The sequence below is a fragment of the Ruminiclostridium herbifermentans genome, from assembly GCF_005473905.2.
Lineage (GTDB): Bacteria > Bacillota > Clostridia > Acetivibrionales > DSM-1351 > Ruminiclostridium > Ruminiclostridium herbifermentans.
In genome coordinates this window covers 4,534,258-4,552,886 of sequence record NZ_CP061336.1, presented here as the reverse complement: position 1 = coordinate 4,552,886, position 18,629 = coordinate 4,534,258, and the positions used below count along the sequence as shown (strand labels likewise).

At 31.8% G+C, this 18,629-nt stretch carries 13 protein-coding genes and 1 pseudogene; all 14 read left to right on the top strand.

Going from position 1 to position 18,629, the window contains the following annotated elements; genetic code table 11:
* Window positions 1-11 precede the first annotated feature (11 nt).
* Window positions 12-1,142: a glycosyltransferase gene (locus EHE19_RS18520; RefSeq protein WP_171003625.1), complete on the top strand. Its 1,131-nt coding sequence runs from the start codon at window positions 12-14 to the stop codon at window positions 1,140-1,142.
* Between the two features lie 18 nt (window positions 1,143-1,160).
* Complete coding sequence (locus EHE19_RS18515; RefSeq protein WP_137698624.1) at window positions 1,161-2,522, top strand: hypothetical protein; 1,362 nt, start codon at window positions 1,161-1,163, stop codon at window positions 2,520-2,522.
* Window positions 2,509-3,816 carry a lipopolysaccharide biosynthesis protein gene (locus tag EHE19_RS18510; RefSeq protein WP_137698623.1) on the top strand — a complete coding sequence of 436 codons (1,308 nt, stop codon included), beginning with the start codon at window positions 2,509-2,511 and terminating at the stop codon, window positions 3,814-3,816. Before EHE19_RS18515 ends, EHE19_RS18510 begins: the two co-directional genes overlap by 14 nt.
* 189 nt (window positions 3,817-4,005) lie before the next feature.
* On the top strand, window positions 4,006-5,292 hold the full coding sequence (locus EHE19_RS18505) for an MDR/zinc-dependent alcohol dehydrogenase-like family protein (protein WP_137698622.1): 1,287 nt from the start codon (window positions 4,006-4,008) through the stop codon (window positions 5,290-5,292).
* A 30-nt stretch (window positions 5,293-5,322) separates the two neighbouring features.
* Window positions 5,323-5,523, top strand: a pseudogene (locus tag EHE19_RS20200) (hypothetical protein); the annotation flags it as partial.
* The gene (locus tag EHE19_RS18495; RefSeq protein ID WP_171003624.1) at window positions 5,524-5,886 is read left to right on the top strand and encodes an LbetaH domain-containing protein; all 363 of its coding nucleotides are present in this window, start codon (window positions 5,524-5,526) and stop codon (window positions 5,884-5,886) included. It abuts the pseudogene before it with no gap.
* A gap of 24 nt (window positions 5,887-5,910) precedes the next feature.
* Window positions 5,911-8,088 (top strand): Gfo/Idh/MocA family oxidoreductase, encoded by a 2,178-nt coding sequence (locus tag EHE19_RS18490; RefSeq protein WP_137698620.1) that lies wholly within the window; start codon window positions 5,911-5,913, stop codon window positions 8,086-8,088.
* Between the two features lie 6 nt (window positions 8,089-8,094).
* Window positions 8,095-10,104, top strand: coding sequence for a heparinase II/III domain-containing protein (locus EHE19_RS18485; protein ID WP_137698619.1), 2,010 nt, complete (start codon window positions 8,095-8,097; stop codon window positions 10,102-10,104).
* A 165-nt stretch (window positions 10,105-10,269) separates the two neighbouring features.
* On the top strand, window positions 10,270-11,283 hold the full coding sequence (locus tag EHE19_RS18480) for a Wzz/FepE/Etk N-terminal domain-containing protein (protein WP_137698618.1): 1,014 nt from the start codon (window positions 10,270-10,272) through the stop codon (window positions 11,281-11,283).
* Window positions 11,284-11,484: 201 nt separating this feature from the next.
* Entirely contained in the window at window positions 11,485-13,323 is a 1,839-nt protein-coding gene (locus EHE19_RS18475) for a polysaccharide biosynthesis protein (protein WP_137698617.1), read from the top strand.
* Window positions 13,324-13,858: 535 nt separating this feature from the next.
* A complete protein-coding gene (locus EHE19_RS18470) occupies window positions 13,859-14,551 on the top strand; it encodes a response regulator (protein WP_137698616.1) in 693 nt (230 codons plus the stop codon).
* 75 nt (window positions 14,552-14,626) lie between these two features.
* Window positions 14,627-16,504: an ATP-binding protein gene (locus EHE19_RS18465; protein WP_137698615.1), complete on the top strand. Its 1,878-nt coding sequence runs from the start codon at window positions 14,627-14,629 to the stop codon at window positions 16,502-16,504.
* A 168-nt stretch (window positions 16,505-16,672) separates the two neighbouring features.
* Window positions 16,673-17,119 carry a hypothetical protein gene (locus EHE19_RS18460; RefSeq protein ID WP_137698614.1) on the top strand — a complete coding sequence of 149 codons (447 nt, stop codon included), beginning with the start codon at window positions 16,673-16,675 and terminating at the stop codon, window positions 17,117-17,119.
* The gene (locus EHE19_RS18455; protein WP_137698613.1) at window positions 17,119-18,609 is read left to right on the top strand and encodes a hypothetical protein; all 1,491 of its coding nucleotides are present in this window, start codon (window positions 17,119-17,121) and stop codon (window positions 18,607-18,609) included. Before EHE19_RS18460 ends, EHE19_RS18455 begins: the two co-directional genes overlap by 1 nt.
* Window positions 18,610-18,629: the final 20 nt, after the last annotated feature.

Here is an 18,629-nt window from a genome sequence, read left to right as displayed (position 1 = left end):
GAGAGATAAGATTGAAAACGGTTGTATTTTTATTATCGCATGTTCCAAACCCTCGTATGAATAAGAGAATTGGTGTCGCTAAAGAAGTTGGGACTACGGCATTAATATGCGTGAGAAGGAAATCTGCAAACATATGGGAGCCGTATCATTTAGATATTGAAAATACAATATTTGATATGGATATGCCTGATTCAAGCAATATTTTATATAGAATTAGGTATTCAATTTTATATGCTGTTAAAGCAATAAAAAAACTGCGTACAATACGTCCTTCATGTATTTATACTGAGGGATTAGATTCACTGCTAATTTCAGTATTATATTCAGTTTTTAACAGAACAAAAATTATATATGAGGTTGCAGACTTACGTAAAGTATTTATTGAAGAAGCAACAACAGCTATGCAGTCAATTAAAAGCAATGTTGTTAAGTTTATTGAAAAGGTACTATTAAAAAAGGTTAAACTTTTAGTATTAACCTCGGACATGTTTTTTGAGAAGTACTATAAAAAAATAATTTCTAAAGATAGAGTTTTATTCATTCCAAATATGCCAGATTTATCTGCGTTTAAGTCTTATATTCATAAAGAGAATGGGAGATTTACCGTTGGTTTCATTGGTGGAATCAGATATTTAAATCAAATGAAGATGTTAGTTGACGCTGCAGAATCACAAGACGTTAGTGTATTATTTGCAGGTGCAGGCGGGACACAGGATGAATATATAGAAATTACGAATTACTGTAGTGAAAAGCAATTTGTTGATTTTTTTGGAAAATATAATTATAATAACGATATTGCACAATTGTACGGTAGAGTAGATTGTGTATATGCGGTATACGACGCGGACAATGCAAATGTAAGAATTGCTCTGCCAAATAAATTGTATGAGGCCATCTACTGTGAACTCCCAATTATTGTTGCAAAGGGAACGTACCTAGCTGAACTTGTGGAAAAATGGGGAGTAGGAGTTGCTGTCAGCCATACTGATTTAAGTGAATTAGAAAAAGTATTACATAGATTATCAACAGATAAGGAATATTATGAGTATATTGTTAAAAACTGTAGATTACACAAGGCAGATATAGACATTGAACTATATAATCAAAAACTATTAAAGCAAATGATTGAACTGATACAATAAAGGGGTATACGCTAAAATATGGAATGTAATGGTAATAATATCAGACCACCAAAAAAAATAAATATCATATTGATTTTAGGCGTATTGGCCTTTAGAATTTCTCTTGATTATGCGTATAAGAATATGATTTGTGTGTTATACCAAAATTATAAATTTGAGTATACCCCTAATAATACAAATTTAATTCTGTCGTATTTAGTATTGATTATTATTACAAGTTTATTCGCTACTGTTTTTAATTCAAGAAATCCTTCTTCTATAATGATTTTGCTTTTGTACATCATGTCATATATTCCTAATACTTCATTATATTATGGAATGGGGCTGCCTCATTATTTCTTGTTATATTCTTCTTTATTTTGGTTTATAATGATAGCTTTATATCCTTTTATCTGTAAGATTAAAATTAAAAGAATAAAATCCACTAATAACAAGATTACTATAAAATGTGTTAAGTTTGTTCCATTTGCATTTTTAATACTTATTGTAGTGTTTTCTGCGTACTATAATGGTTTGTATATAACTCTGGATTTAAGTATAGTTTATGATTTGAGAGCGGCTGCTAAAGAGAATTCCTTTGGACCAATTTTATCTAGATTAATTCCATGGGCAGGAAATATTGTTTTTCCAGTTAGTGCTGCTATAGCATTAAAAAATAAAAAATTTATTGTTCTAGGAGTATTTACATTTGCACAGATTATAACATTTTCACTTGCTGGAACAAAGACGTATCTTTTTGCTTTTGCATTTTCAATTATTGGAGTAATACTTATAAACAGTCATAAGTATTTTAAATATCTTCCTTTTGGTTTGGCTGGAATTACTGTTTTAGGTTATTCTATGTATAAATTATTTAATTCTGTTTTTATTGCAAATTATATTGTTAGAAGAGTACTTTTCACAACTAGTTATAATTGCTGGGGATATATCGAATTTTTTATTAGTAATGAAAAGCTATATTTGCGTAACAGCTTTATGAGATGGCTTAAAAACTATGGTGTAAAGATTCCATATGCTGATAATTTTTCTTCGTTCATGGGTGATTTACTATACGACAGGCCAGATGCCAACGTCCCTGCAGGAACTGTTGCTGATGCATTTGGTAATTTTGGGATTCTTGGATTAATTTTATATCCTTTATTTATGGTAATAATGTTTAGACTTCTTGATAAAGTATCTACAAATATTCCTTCTGCCTGTGTCCTGCCAGTAATAATAACATCTGCAGAGTATATATTGAATGGAAATGTGTTTTCCGTTATGTTGACATATGGTTATTGGTTTGCACTAATATATTTTTATTATATGACTAAAACAGGGATAGTAAGTGCTGATAGAAAAATTAAGAAGTTGGGTAAAAGTTTTGATGCGTCCACGTAAAATGCGTATAATGAATTTTGCTGTGGTAGAAAGGATAAAAATGAAGTATCTATTAAGAAAAAATAAAAATAATAGAATACTATATGAAAGCCTGCTAATGTTTTTTGCTGAAGGAATCGGGCTTTCATTTATGTTATTTATATATCTAATTCGTCCTAAGATGCTCAGCATTGATGAAATTGGACTAATAGGGTATGTTTTAAGTCTTGTATCATTTTTTTCAACTTTCTTTATTTTTGGTGTTGATAATACGGGTGCAAGATTGATTATAACTCATGAAGATGAGAACTCTAAAAAACGTATAGCTGGGTTGACATTATTAATAGGAATATTGCTTTCTTTTTTATATAGTATTTTTATGTTTATAGTAAGTTTTTTTGTGCCTTTTTTTGGGGATCCGCAGGCTGCGATACTTATTCGCATTACTTTGCCGTTTGTTGGATACAATATCATTTTAGCCATATATAACCAAGTGTGTTATGCTTTGGGAAGAATTAAAGAGGCATCTGTACAACTAGCACTGTATTCAATGATTTATTTTGTTCTTATGATTGCAATGTATTACATAGGAATATTTAATGTGAGGTCTGCAGTTATAGTAGAGTACGGGACAAGAATGCTAGTAGTTTTAGTACCTGTAGTCATTATTTACTTTAAATATTTACGATTTTATAAGGAAGAGTGGCAAGAGTTTAAAAAGGAACAAAAGGAAAGGGGCTGGACAATATATTTTTCCAGAATAATTTTCTTTCCAACATTAGGAATAGATTCGCTGATACTTGGTTATTTTTATCCTCTTGCATCGGTTGCTCATTATACTCTATCAAATACTATATCTGCACCTATTAACGTTATAGGAAACAGTCTTTCTCAAAGCTTATATCGTAGATTTTCAAATAAAAACAAAATTGATAATAAATATATTATGTATTTAGTACTTGTTACCTTGGCTTCATGTATAGGTTGCTATGGGATAAGTTTTGTTGTTATTAAGTATTTTCTTGGGAATGAATATATGCCGATGATATATATTTTACCTGTAACAATTTTGTCTTATGCAATTCGAGGAGTTACTACACTGTATACAAGCTTTATGAATGCAAAGGGCATGGCTAAGGAAATAAGAAATTGTGCTGTTATGGGATTCATTGGGAACATTTTATTTAGCTTTGCGTTAATTATTCCATTTGGAGCAATAGGTGGAGCTGTATCTCGTGTAATTGTTCTTGGAGTTAACCTTGGTATGAGAGTGTTTTATTGTGGGAAATATCATAAACTGGAAGGTGAAGTTTGAAAATAAGCTCTTTCACTTAAGCTGTAAAAATCATAATAACCATCATAGACCAATATGGTTTGCTATTTTGTGCTTTGACTGAAATTATAGGAATAAAAAATATTTATTAAAAAATATTTATTGAAGGAGGCGTTGAGTCCGTGCTAGTATTTAAATAGTTTTTACTAAATGCGAAGTGGGGACATAATTATGAAGGATTATCCGATAGACATAGAACAAAGAATATATATTAATGTTTATTCGATTGCACAGGATGCGTATAGATTTCTTCAATATCCTGGGTTTGCAAATATTTTTGTTGAAAACGCAAACGAAATGGATACACCTCTTTTTGTTTGTGGTGTTGGAACTATTATAAAAGCAGGAGAAAGCTGCGGCGAATATCATATTGGACAGTGTGTTGCTTTTTTTGGTTTCTGCAAACAGAATATATCAAATGAGATAGTAACTTCACAGAATTGTATTGTCTATATACCAAAAAATATTTCTTTGGATGATGCCGCTCATTGTATAACGTATCTTCCATTTATAAATATTGTTAAAAGAATGTCATTAAAACTTGGTGAAAATGTTCTTATATTAGGCTATAGCGAATATATAAACAAGTTAAAATATCTTATAGAGTTATTTGGATGTAATGTTATTAATGAAAGTTCAACTAATCATATAGATGCGGTTATTTTGTTTGGAAATAAAAGCATAATGGATTTTGAAAAATTCGGTTGCGGAACAAAAATATATCTCATTCCAGATTCAAATAGTGATAGTGATGTTTCCCTCGCTACGGATACTATTGAAATAATAAAGGATATTGGGAAGGGCTATTATGATGAAGATTTTCAACTTTCCCAAATTATATACCCATATGGATATGTTAGAGATACATTAAAGTATGATGCGGAATTTTGTCTAGATATTATGGGAAAAGGCAGGCTCTCAAGCATCACAGGTGAAAATGGTATAAGGAATATTAAGGAAGAGGGTAACGATTTTAATCAAACTATTAAAGCATCTGTATTTTCATATGTAAAAAAATTATCTGAATTGTTTGAGAAGCATATTGAGCCTGCATTACTTCAGATAACGTGCTTCTGTGACAGAGCAGATATCAGTAATATAGAGCATTCATTAGTTGAGGCTACTTATATAATAAATTCTCGAGTTGCACATATAGAGTTTTCTGGAGATATTGAGCAAAACCATTCGGTTTCATTTACATTTGAAGATGGCTGTGTGGCAGTTATAAATGTTATTACAGGATTTAGTGAACTTAATAAAAAATATGAGTTGAATTGGGATGGGCAGAGTGCTAGTTATAAATCCGATGGGAAAATTATGTTTTATTCATCTAGTATAAAGGAAGTATCTATAGACAGTAATGTTAATATTGAAGTGGATTTAAAGTATGCTGAAAACATCCATATATGGAAGCAATTTTACAAAAATAAAAAGTATCTATACGAAACAATTAAATAATTTCAATTCAAGTGAAGGGGGGAAGTTAAAATTATTAAAGTATTAAAAAAAATATATAAAAATCATTATATTAAAAAGTTTAAGAAATGTGAAAAAGATATACGTTTCTCGCCTCAAAATTCTTTTTTTTCTTATTCCACAATAACGATAGGAAAAAATGTTTTCATTAACAGAAATGCATATTTCAGTGGCAATATTACTATCGGAAATGATGTTTTAATTGGACCAAATGTGTTTATCACATCAGGAGATCACGAGTATACAAAAGTTTCACAAATTGTTCAAAATCAGGGTAGAATTGAAAACGAACCAGTAGCAATTGAGGATGATGTTTGGATTGGTGCAAATGTTTCAATATTACGTGGGGTTAGAATAATGGAAGGTGCAATTGTAGGAACGGCATCGGTAATAACTAAGGATGTACCCCCGTATTGTGTATGTGTTGGGAATCCATGCAAACCAATTAAACTACGATATTCCGATGAACAGTTATTAGAACATTTAACCTCCATTGGAAAAACAGAACATGAAGCTAATAAAATTCTACAATTACGACAAGAAATTTTAACAAAATACAATTTAAATCTGAAATAGAATTGACTGAAAGGAAAATATGAAATGAAACAGGCCGTATTGAGCAAAGGGAATATTGTTACACGTGATGTGGCTGATCCTACACTAGATTCAAATGGTGTGCTTGTTAAAGTTGAATATTCATGTATATCTGTTGGCACAGAAATGAGTGCAGTAAAGAACGCAAAGAAAAGTTTGATAAAGCGTGCATTGGAAAATCCAAAACAGGCAAGAATGGCACTTGATATCTTATTGCAGCGTGGGGTTGGTGTATTTAGATCTACAGTTAAAAAGGTAACTGGTGAGGCATTTGGTAATGCTTTAGGGTATAGTGCTGCAGGAACGATTATTGCAGTGGGTGAAAATGTAAGTGAATTTAAAGTTGGACAAGCTGTAGCTATTGCAGGTAACAAATATGCTAGTCATGCAGGATATTCTTATACTCCTAAAAATTTGACTGTTGCAATTCCTGATGGTGTTAGTCTTGAGGAAGCATCAACAGTAGCTATTGGAAGTATTGCTTTGCAAGGTGTACGCGTGCTTTCTCCTGAAATAGGAGAAAATGTAGTTGTAATGGGATTAGGGCTTATTGGACAACTTGCAGTTCAAATGTTGGTAGCTTCAGGTTGTCGCGTGATTGGTATTGATATTAACGATAAGCGCATGCAAATAGTGAAGGAGAAAAACAACATTGATGTAATAAATGGTAAAGAGGATATCGTTTCAAAAGTTATGATGTATACTGGGGGTAAGGGAGCAGATGCAGTCCTTTTTACAGCAGCTACAAAATCCAGTGAACCAATGTCCAAATGCTTTCAGATGTTGAGGAGAAAAGGACGATTTATACTCCTTGGAACTAGTGGCATGGAAATAAATCGTGCAGATATCTATGCTAAAGAGCTGGAATTTAAAATCGCTACTTCTTATGGTCCAGGTAGATATGATTCACGCTATGAAGAGGAGGGTATGGATTATCCTATAGATTATGTGCGCTGGACAGAAAATAGAAATATGCAGTGCTATTTGGACATGATAAAAGAGGGCAGAATTAGCATTAAACATTTGTTTGGAGAACCTTATCCTGTTGAAAGAGCAAATACTGCATATCAGGCACTAAATGCCCCAAATGCACCCATGCTGGCAATTCTTTCATATCATGAATCTCATTCCAAGAATGATTATCCAACAGATAAAATTGTCATGAACTATAGTAAAAAGAAAAAACGAAATGAAGGTGCAATATCTTATGCTGTAATTGGTGCTGGTAGTTTTGTAACTTCAATGCATTTACCAAATTTAAAACAATATCCTAATAAGTTTTATTTAAAAGCAGTAATGAGTAGAACAGGCATATCAGCAGCCTCTCTAGCGGCACAGTATAATGCTGAATATGCAACAACAAATATGCAACATATATTAGATGACCCAGATGTGCAATTGGTAATCATATCAACTCGCCATAATTTACATGCGCAAATAGCAATACAGGCGTTACGCGCTGGAAAGCATGTATTTGTGGAGAAGCCGCCTGCATTAAATGAACAAGAACTCATGGAATTAACAAAGGCCATTAAGGATAGCGGCAAAAGATTTTTTGTCGGGTATAACAGACGATATTCTAAATATGCAGAGGAAATAAAGAGACATGTTAGGAATAGAAGTGGCAGCCTTTTTTTAGAGTATAATATGAATGCTGGCTATATTGCTCCAGACCATTGGGTTCATGGTAAGGAAGGTGGAGGGCGAATAGTAGGGGAAGGATGCCATATAATTGATTTATTTAGCTACTTAATTGAATCAAAGCCTATTAGCACTTCGGTGAATTATTTGTTACCATCACGTGGTTATTACAAAGCAGAAGATAATGTTTCCGTTACAATTACCTATGAAGATGGCTCAATTGCTGTGCTAAATTATTTTGCTAATGGTTCAAAAAATTGTCCAAAGGAAATGTTGTATGCCGCTTTTGATGGAAAAAAGATTACTCTAAACAATTATGAATCAATTGTGGGTGAAAATATTAGGATAAAGAAAATAAAAACATCCTCACCAAGCAAAGGACAGAAGGAAGAGATTCTTGCTTTATATGAGAATATTATGCATGGAGATGGATTAATCATTCCTGTAGAAGAACTAGAAACAACCTCACGTATTACTTTTGAAATAAACGAGGCTGTTCATACAGCATATAAGAGAATATGTACTTCAAAGAAATTGGAGTGATAACGCTTGTTAGATGTATTACAAATATTAAAAAGAAAAGAACTCTGGATACCTTATTTAAAAAAGTATTCTAGAAGATATGTGAATAAGGTATCTTATAATACTAAAAAGAAATTTGGCATAGACCCGCTAGATATAGATATATCTCGTTTGCAAAAGTATTTGAAACGTAATTCTGGTTCATTGACATATAAATATGTTACAAATCATATGCAATGCTCTTTTTTATGTGAAGATTTTGAAAGCAGCGCTAAAAAATTAAAAGCCGATAAGGATTTTATGTCCAAACTTGAAATGACTGCAAACAATGTTTGTAATAAAAAGTTTCTGGTTCTTGGAAGAGAATTCGATTGCGTTTATAATAAAAATACAGAGCATTACAGATGGCATGATGATATAATAGCTGATTATAGCTATGTTTTATCACACTACTCTTTAGTGAGAGCAAAAAATAATGTACCAGGTGTTGATATTAAGAATGTCTGGGAATTATCAAGGATGCAGTATCTTTTTGCACCAGCGCTTTTTTGGAGGCTTACTGGTGACGAGAAAGCAGCAAAGATTGTAATTAGTGTTATAGAGGATTGGATTAATTGTAATGGGCTAGAGGAAGGACCTAATTGGAATATTGCAATGGAAGCTGGTATTAGGGTCTCAAATATGATTCTAGCGTTTCAATTAATTTCAAATTACGAAGGAATAGATGATTGCTTCATAGAGAAAATAGTTGCATCAGTATATCAACATATGAACTTTATTCTCAGGAACGAAGAAAATGTAGCTGGGAGAACTTCAAACCACTATTTGGGTGGGCTTTTAGGGCTACTGGCTGTGTCATCAACTTTTACATTTCTTCCAAATGCAAACTTTGTCTATGAATATGCTAGGCAGTCCTTTGAAATAGAAATAGAAAAGCAGATACTGTCTGATGGTGGTGGGTTTGAAGGCTCAACGGCATACCAGCGTTTAGTTGGAGAAATGTTTTCTTTAGCAGCTATAGTTATGAAGAATACTCACACTCAAGTTTCTAAAATGTATTTTTCTCGAATTGAAGCTATAGCTGATTATGCGTCAGCAATTTCAAAAACTGACGGTAGTTTCCCACAAATAGGAGATAATGACGGGGGGCGTATTTTTCAGTTATTTAAAGAAAAGAATAACAGCAATGCATTTATGGTGTCTTTGGCATCAGCTTTTATTGGGAAAATATTTTATCAACCGCTATGTAAAGAAGTTTTATGCTTTGTAAAAAGAGATGAAGAAGGCGCTATAAAATGCGGGGAGACATTGAGAGTTTTTCCTGAAAGTAGACATGCTCTATATAAAGCAGGAAATATTTATTGCATATTAACTGCGGGTGATGCACATCGTTTTGATATGGGAGGTCATGTTCACAATGACAAGTTGTCATTTGAATTGATGTACAAAGGCAAGAACTTTATTGTTGATCCAGGAAGTGGATGCTATACGTCTTATCCAGATATTCGTAAAGCATTTTTATCAATTAAGCAACATTCTACTATTCAGATAGGAAATTTTGAGCAGAATATAAGCCATAGTCCCTTTTCAAAAATAAAAAATTCTAGTACTACTAATGAGATTTTTGTTAATGGCAATTTTGATAAGGCTGAGTTGAATGCAAAAATATCAGTATTTCATGACAATGTTGAGTGCATTCAAATAAGAAAGATTTTAATTGATAAAGACAGTTGTATAACAATTGAGGATTGTATTTCTAGTGCATTTACTCAGAAATGTATTTGCAGATATGTTCTTCATCCTGATGTCTCAGTTGAGATTATAGGAAATACAGCAAAAATGGAGAACGACGGAATAAGTATAGTGTTAAAAGCACCTGATGTACTTCATTGTTCTGAAGGACTATATTCTGACAATTATGGGCAATGGAAAAAGACACAGATAATCTGGTGCGAAATTTATAATAGACTCCCAGATGTTAATAAGTTCTATACACAGATTGAATTTTTAAATGACAGAGCAATGCAATTACATTGATAATATAATCTTTAATTGATATAATGTTAAGAAATATAAAGGTAAAGAATGTAATTTACTATTATAAATTTTGGCATTACAAAGCAATAAATACATTAGAGGAGGTGCTAGTCCATTATATGTATATAATTACACTTTGTGCAAAGTGTTAAAAATGGACATAATATGAACGATAATTATCAAGAACAATATATTCAAGGCGAAATTGATCTAAGAGAACTAATTGAAGTAATATGGAAAAAGAAAGTTATGATAATTGGTTTTTCACTATTTTGGGCTGTTATAGCTGGCTTAATTAGTGTATTTGTAATTACTCCTGTATATAATACTGATTTAAAGATTGATGTTAATATACCTGAGACATACATTACAAAGTATGGTGAATACAAATTACCAACTTCAACTAATGAGCAATATATGAGGCTGATTACAAGTAATGATGTTATTTTAAATACCATGAAAGATTTGGGTTATGAGCGCGGAGTAGATATGACTATTTCTGAATTAAAGGGAAAAGTATCTCTTGTAAATGTAGATGCTAAGAACGCTGCACAAAATGTCTTTGATGTAAAAGTATCTGAAAAAACTCCTGAAGACTCATTAAAATTTGCTAAATCATTATATAATAACTATGTAGAATATGTTGATATGCTGACTAGAGACAGGGCTATAAACTATTACTATGATACCTTTACTGCTAATTTGAAAGGACAGGAGACTTTATTAGAAAGCACTAAGCAAATTTTAAAGAAAAATGAAGAGTTGCTTGCAAAAACTCCTGAAACAATTAATCAAAGTAGCTTGAGCAGCACAGGAAATAATATTGTTATAGAGAATATAATTAATCCTGCATATTCAAAGCTACAAGAGAGAATAGTGGAAAATAGACAACTTTTAATATCAACTGAAGATAACATAAGAGTTTTGAAACAGAACTTAGTAGAACTGGACGTGGAAAAGAAGATTATTGAGAAGTATTATGAAACAGGAATTTCTGATGGGCAGAGTAGTATAATAAGTATTGCTAAATCAAGTATCCACTTATTGTCAACTCCTGTTGCTCCAATTAATAAAACTAGTCCCAATAATCCGCTTAGTGTTTTAATCGGTTTAGTTCTTGGTGGTTTGCTGGCTGTTGCAATAGTTATGATTAATGAGTATTGGGCAAAAAAAGGTTAATTTATTATTAAAGTGTATAGATTATCATATTTTAGGATGGTAAAATAATTACTATGATATATCATAAAAGTGAAACTATATTTATAGGCTTGAGTTTTTTTGTAACTCAAGCCTTTTTTTGGAGGGTTCACTAATGTATAATTTGCTGATATAATAATATAGGCTGATTAAGGTTTAAATAAAGGAGGGAATAATCACAGTATGAAATATAAAATAAAAGCTCTTTCTTTATTATTCTCCGATATTCTTATTATAAATGCATCACTTATATTAGCTTATTTTTTGAGACTTGATTATATTTTTACTAATCCTAACTATGAAATCTTTGTAAATGAGATTCCGAAACTTGTATTAATAGTATCTGTAGTAAAGATAGGTACTTTTATTGCATTTAAGTTATATAATAGCCTTTGGAAATATGCTGGTGTATATGAACTGTCAAGAATTATTTTAGCTTCGCTGGTAAGTAACAGCTTTATGATGGGCTATGTATTTCTTACAAGGACACCTATACCAAGAAGTATATTTATTATTACATTTTTTATAGATTGTTTCTTTATTAGTGCTATTAGGTTGGGCTATCGTCTGTTTAGACGTTATTTTAGAGGAGATATCCTTCTTGTGAAGAGCACTAAGAGGGTAATGCTTATTGGTGCTGGAGATGCAGGAGCAGCACTGATTAATGAGTATAATATGCATCCTGAACTTAAGAGTACACCAGTAGCTATAATTGATGATAATTTAGGAAAGCAGAATAAAAAACTCAGCGGAGTTCCTGTTTTAGGGACAAGAGATGATATAGTAAGAGTTGCAGAAGATAAAATGATTGATGAAATTGTAATCACCATGCCATCTGCATCACCAAAAACAATAAATGAGATATATACCATTTGTTCAAAGACAAAATGTAAGGTAAAAATATTACCATCACTTTCACAGCTTATAGATGAAACTGTGTCTGTACAAAAGATTCGTGACGTCAATATTGAGGACTTGCTAGGCAGGGATGCTATAAAGCTTGACAATAACGAGATAGGTGGTCTTATCAAAGATAATGTTGTTTTGGTTACTGGTGGAGGGGGGTCAATTGGTTCTGAGTTATGCAGACAGATTGCCACATTTTCACCTAGTAGATTAATAATATTGGATAACTATGAAAATAATGCGTATGATATTCAAAACGAATTATTAGCTAATTACCCAAATCTAAAACTCAATACAATTATTGCTAATGTCAGAGAAAAAGGCAGGCTTGAGAGCATTTTCAGAACTTATAGACCTGATATAGTATTCCATGCAGCAGCCCACAAGCATGTGCCTTTGATGGAAGCCAATCCTACTGAGGCTATAAAGAATAATGTTTTTGGGACTCTAAATGTTGTTGAATGTGCTGATAAATACAAATCCAAGCGTTTTGTTATGATATCTACTGACAAGGCGGTAAACCCTACAAATATCATGGGCGCTACAAAAAGAGTAGCTGAGATGATTATTCAAGCATTTGCAAAACAAAGTAAAACAGAGTTTGTGGCTGTTAGGTTTGGAAATGTATTAGGAAGTAATGGAAGTGTTATACCATTATTCAAAAAACAAATAGAACAAGGTGGACCTGTTACAGTAACTCACCCTGATATTATAAGGTATTTTATGACCATACCTGAGGCAGTACAGCTTGTTTTACAGGCTGGTGCAATGGCTGAGGGGGGAGAAATATTTGTACTGGATATGGGTGAGCCTGTCAAGATATATGACTTGGCTAGAAATCTTATAAAGCTATCAGGTTTTGAACCGGACGTTGATATTAAGATTGAGTTTACTGGGCTAAGACCTGGTGAGAAATTGTACGAAGAGTTGCTTCTTGCTGAGGAAGGTGTACAAGCTACCAAAAATGACAAGATTTATGTAGCACAGCCTTTGCATAGTGACATGGCTATTTTAATGCGTGAAATTGAATGTCTGAAGGAAATTATGATAAAGAATGCGGATGAGGTTATTGATTATATGAAGGTTATTGTGCCTAACTATAAGCAGAGTTCTTAAGATTGGAGTTTATATCAACTTTTGCATAAAAGTAAATGGTTCAGTAGGATTATCAGTGGTTTGATATAAAAATAAGGGTAAAATAGCATAATTATTTTAGATTTTTGTTAAGATAAAAACAATTGACTCAACTTTCTTGGTTAGATTTTTTGTGTAATTGACAATGGAGAGTTGAGTAATTGATATTAAAAATTTATTAAATATTATTAATAAATTTGCAACATTTTATGAAACTTGACGTCTAATATTATAACTCATAATTTTGTAATATAATTTTTTCATTTAGAATTTAGAAAAGTTTTATTACATTAACGGCGTATAAACGGGGCAGGAGATATCCTAGTGGTATTAAAAGCAAATTGATATTTACCACTTATTAAGGTGTGGAATTTTTCTTGCCAGGTTAAAATATTTTATGCACTAAAAATATTAATTTTCCATTTTAATAAAATAATGGTATAATTTATATTGTATTGTGAAAATATACCTATAATATGATGTTTTTGGTATAAAATTTTTTGTTAGGGGTGCTATATTGAATAAAAAAATATTAATTGTAGATGATGAAAAAAATATTGCCGACATTTTAAAGTTTAATTTAAGAAAAGAGGGCTATGAGACTATTGAAGCCTATGATGGTGAAGAGGCAATTAATTTAGCGTTATCACAAAACCCAGATTTAATTTTACTAGATATAATGTTACCAAAAATGGATGGCTTTACGGTATGCAGAAAACTAAGACAAACATTGTCAACACCAATTTTAATGCTTACAGCTAAGGAGGAAGAGGTTGACAAGGTGTTAGGGCTTGAGTTAGGTGCAGACGATTATATAACAAAGCCTTTTAGTCCAAGAGAACTTATGGCTCGCGTTAAGGCTAATTTAAGAAGAACTACGCCTGGAGAACAGCTAAATGATGATAAAACCCATGTTTACAAATATGGTGATTTGACCGTGGATATTGATAGATATGAGGTAAGACGGGGAGACAAGGTTGTAGAACTTACACTTCGTGAATTCGAACTTGTTAAATTTTTAGCTTCTCAGAAGGGGACAATTTTCTCGCGAGAGACGCTTCTTGAAAAGGTATGGGGTTATGAATATTACGGAGATGTTAGAACTGTAGATGTTACAGTTAGAAGAGTTAGAGAGAAGCTTGAGGTAGACCCTGCAAATCCTCAATATATCATTACAAAGCGTGGAGTAGGATATTATTTTAATTTCTAACATAGACAAGGTTCTATGATTGCCATATTTAATCATAGAGCTTTTTGCATGTTCAAAAATAAAAGAGGAGCTAAAATGAAGTTTTGGAAAGACTTTTTAAAGTTGCTGCGGAGTTTGCAGTGGAAGCTTGTATATATTTTTATTTCAATGTGTATAATTTTAGTTTGTGTAGTATATATAGGGATTAATTCCGGTCTTCAAACTATATACTTTAAGAATTTTACTGAAAATATAGATAGCGGATATGAAAACTGGAAGGAATACAGGGGTATTACTGATTTAAATAAAGATCGACTGACAAATGATGTTTTATTAGACTATTTTAGTGTAAATAGTGATGAAAGATTTTTTGGAGTAAATCCTAAGTATCTCAATATTACTATAATTGATACATCTAGGAGAAATATTGCATTTCCTGATGCAATTATTTATTCTTCTGATGAAAAGACATACCCAAATTATCCAGAGGAATACGGAAATCAACTTCTAGTAAAATCTATTAACCTTTCAACGATATGGGCAGATGGTCATTTAAGCTTTTCTGAGGAATTAGGACAGAATAAAGAACTTATTAAAGCAAATTCTGAAAATCAATATTTTGAATACATTTTGTTTCCCAAAGGCTCACAGGGGAATATAGTGTTTTATTTTACTTATCAAAAAGAAGCTTGGGAAGGGATTTTAGCAAAATTTAATACCCTTATTTTTTATTGTGCACTTGTTGCTGTATTTTTGTCATTGGTCCTGGGGTATTTATTGTCAAAAACTATTACTTCTCCAATTATAAACGTAATGCACAAAGCTGAAAAGGTTGCAGAGGGTGATTTTGATCAGCAATTGACGGTCAAATCAGAGGATGAAATAGGAAATTTGACAAGAACCTTCAACTATATGGCTCAGGAGTTAAAAAACACACTTTCAGAGATATCGAGCGAGAAAAACAAGGTTACAACAATATTGAATTATATGGCGGATGGTGTGTTGGCATTTAATCTTAAGGGAGTTGCAATTCACGTAAATCCTGCTGCTAGAAAATTGTTGGGTGAGGATATTGAAGAAAAGTCCTTTGGGGAGTTTGCAGAGAATGTAGGTTTAGATATAAAGCTTGAAAATATAATCTATTTTGATGAATCACCAGTAAGAGAGTCAGACACCATTATTAACGATATGTATGTTAAAGTATATTTTGCAGTATTTACTGACACCAATAAAAAGCCTGAAGGAGTTATTGTTGTACTGCACGATGTAACTGAACAGCAAAAGCTAGACAGTATGAGGCGAGAATTTGTTGCAAATGTTTCTCATGAATTACGAACACCTATAACATCTATAAAAAGTTATACAGAAACCTTGTTAGACGGTGCAGTAGAGGATCCGGAAACAACAGAACATTTTTTAAGTGTAATAAATACTGAAGCTGATAGAATGACTAGATTAGTAAAAGATTTGCTTCAATTGTCAAGATTGGACAATCAGCAAATGAACTGGAAAATAGAAAAGGTTTCTATTAATGAAATGGTTAAAGACATTGTAAATAGAATGAAGCTTCAAGCACAACAAAAAAATCAAAAATTTGAAAGCTATGTTATTGGTGACATACCAAGCATTAATGCTGATAAGGACAGATTAGAGCAAGTAGTTGTTAATATTATTAGCAATGCACTTAAATACACGCCTGACGAGGGTATAATTACGGTATATGTGGGAAAACTAATAAACGATATTTATATAAAGGTAGCTGATACAGGAATTGGTATTCCTAAGGAATCTTTGGATTTGGTATTTGATAGATTTTATAGAGTAGACAAAGCTAGGTCAAGAGATTTGGGAGGAACAGGGCTAGGCCTTTCTATTGCCAAGGAAATTGTAGAGGCTCAAGGGGGAACTATAAATATTACAAGTGAGGTTGGCAAAGGTACAGAAGTGACTGTAAGGTTGCCTATTAACTTGTAAATTTATTTTAAATACGATGTAATGGATTTGTAACAGAATTTATACTATACTATAAATAGAGAGTTAGGATATTAGGTGCAAAATGTTTTTTATTAAAAGCATGAAAGTAAAAGCTGGTTAAATTTTTAGTAAATTTGTATAAGGATGTCTAGAATTGAGGTGAGTATCATGAAATCCAAACTATTAACTTTTATTATAATCATTGCATTTATGTTGCCATTATTTGTAGTTCCTACTCTAGCCTCTTCAAAGATAGTCGATATCTCAAGACCAGACGGGAATGAGATTGTTACTAAAGAAATTTTTTCTATATGTGGTGTTGCTATTGAGGATGAAGCTTACATAGAAATATATTACAAGGATAGAGAAACTGATTTATACAAGCCTCTTCAAACAACAGACGGAGAATATGTTTTTAAGGTTGGAAAGATTTTTAGTAAAGATATTGAGTTAAAATATAAGGGAAAGAATGAATTACGAATCAAAGCTTATACAGCAGCCACAAAAAATGATCCTCAAATAGAAAAGTATACAATAACTCTTGTTGAAGAGAAAAGGAAAGAAAATTGGTTAGAAAAGGCATTAAATTGGTTCGCAGGCGATGAGACAAAATAATGAAAAATAAGAACAATGGTAACTTCTATTATGAGAAATTTAAAGCTATTTTATTAGTATGCTTAATAATTCTTTGTATAGTTCAAATAGGATTTCTGTGGAGTAATCAATCCTACAGTTTTCCTATTTCTTTATTTTCAAATCCTAAATTAAAAAGTAGTTCTCCAATTTCTATTGACGATTTAAAAGAAGAATATTTGTTACCCTATCGTATAGCTATTTCTACAGGCTTCGATGAGGAACACTATGTTATTCCAAATGGTTCAAAAGAATATACTATACTTTGGAATGGTGCTAAGCAGTACATTGATCAGGCATTAGAGACTAAACCACAAAAGGTTCAACCTTTTAATGAGGATGATTGGGGAACATTAGTAGCGAATAAACCATATATGTTTGAGTTTAAAACTCAGATTCCTATTGATATTATAAAGTGGACTCTAGATTTAGAGGATACCAAAGCTGAAGGTTTATCTAGTATATATAAGCTTGTTATATGTCCAGATGACTCTGATAACGGCTATGCTGATACGCTTTATATCAGAGATGACAAAAATATATATACCTATGGTATAAAAAACATTAATAATAACAGCTTAAATTATAATGTATTTAATGAAATTTTAGCATCCCAGAAAGCTAGTTTTAATTCTAAGAGTTATCAAATGGCAATTGAAAAGTATAGAAAATTTGAAATTTCTAAAGATTTGATGAGTGTATTTTCAGGCAAGAAGCAGGAAGAGTATCCCGATATAATTTGTGAGGCTATTAATGGCTTAGACAAAGAGGAATACACATATGATGACTTTTATGATATGGCATTAGATCTTTTTGGAAATGCTAGAATAGACTATGATTTTGACGTTGATGTAAATGGCGTAGTGGTATTTAAGAAAGCAGATGGGTTATATAGACTATACAAAAATTCTGTTCTTGAGTACAGCAAGTATACAGGGAATCAGCAAAATACTGGTGAACTAAATGTGTTGGAGTCTTATAAAAAAGCACTTTCATACCTTTTAGAACATAGAAGTCAGAATGATATAATGTCAAATATAACTGTATACCTTAATTCTATTGATGTGAACCAAGGCTCATATACATTTAATTTTGACTATAGCATTTCATTGGGTGAAGAAAAGGGAGAAACGCCTATTTTATTAAAAGACTATAAAATTAGTGATGAGAGCCAACTAAACAACAGCATTTCTATAGAAGCGTCCTCGAAAACTGTTATAAGCTTTAAATGGTTAGCATTAAAGTTTAAAGTTGGTAATAATATAAATAGCTATGAATGGAGTTTTGTAGATATGTACAGTAAAATGTATAATAACTACTCTGAACTAAAGAATGAATTTTCTGCAAAGGATTTTGGAATATACTATGTGGTTAATAAACCTTTTAGTCAAGAGTATCAAATAACTCCAAGTTTTGTTTTGTATACGAAGGATGGAACTTATGACATTTTAATGGAATCAAATAGTAAATAACATTTTGGCGGGTGATATTA

Bases quoted from the DNA above. Each gene is read 5' to 3' on its own strand.
- EHE19_RS18515 (WP_137698624.1), top strand. From the start codon at position 1,161: ATGGAATGTAATGGTAATAATATCAGACCACCAAAAAAAATAAATATC.
- EHE19_RS18510 (WP_137698623.1), top strand. From the start codon at position 2,509: ATGCGTCCACGTAAAATGCGTATAATGAATTTTGCTGTGGTAGAAAGG.
- EHE19_RS18505 (WP_137698622.1), top strand. From the start codon at position 4,006: ATGAAGGATTATCCGATAGACATAGAACAAAGAATATATATTAATGTT.
- EHE19_RS18490 (WP_137698620.1), top strand. From the start codon at position 5,911: ATGAAACAGGCCGTATTGAGCAAAGGGAATATTGTTACACGTGATGTG.
- EHE19_RS18480 (WP_137698618.1), top strand. From the start codon at position 10,270: ATGAACGATAATTATCAAGAACAATATATTCAAGGCGAAATTGATCTA.
- EHE19_RS18475 (WP_137698617.1), top strand. From the start codon at position 11,485: ATGAAATATAAAATAAAAGCTCTTTCTTTATTATTCTCCGATATTCTT.
- EHE19_RS18465 (WP_137698615.1), top strand. From the start codon at position 14,627: ATGAAGTTTTGGAAAGACTTTTTAAAGTTGCTGCGGAGTTTGCAGTGG.
- EHE19_RS18460 (WP_137698614.1), top strand. From the start codon at position 16,673: ATGAAATCCAAACTATTAACTTTTATTATAATCATTGCATTTATGTTG.
- EHE19_RS18455 (WP_137698613.1), top strand. From the start codon at position 17,119: ATGAAAAATAAGAACAATGGTAACTTCTATTATGAGAAATTTAAAGCT.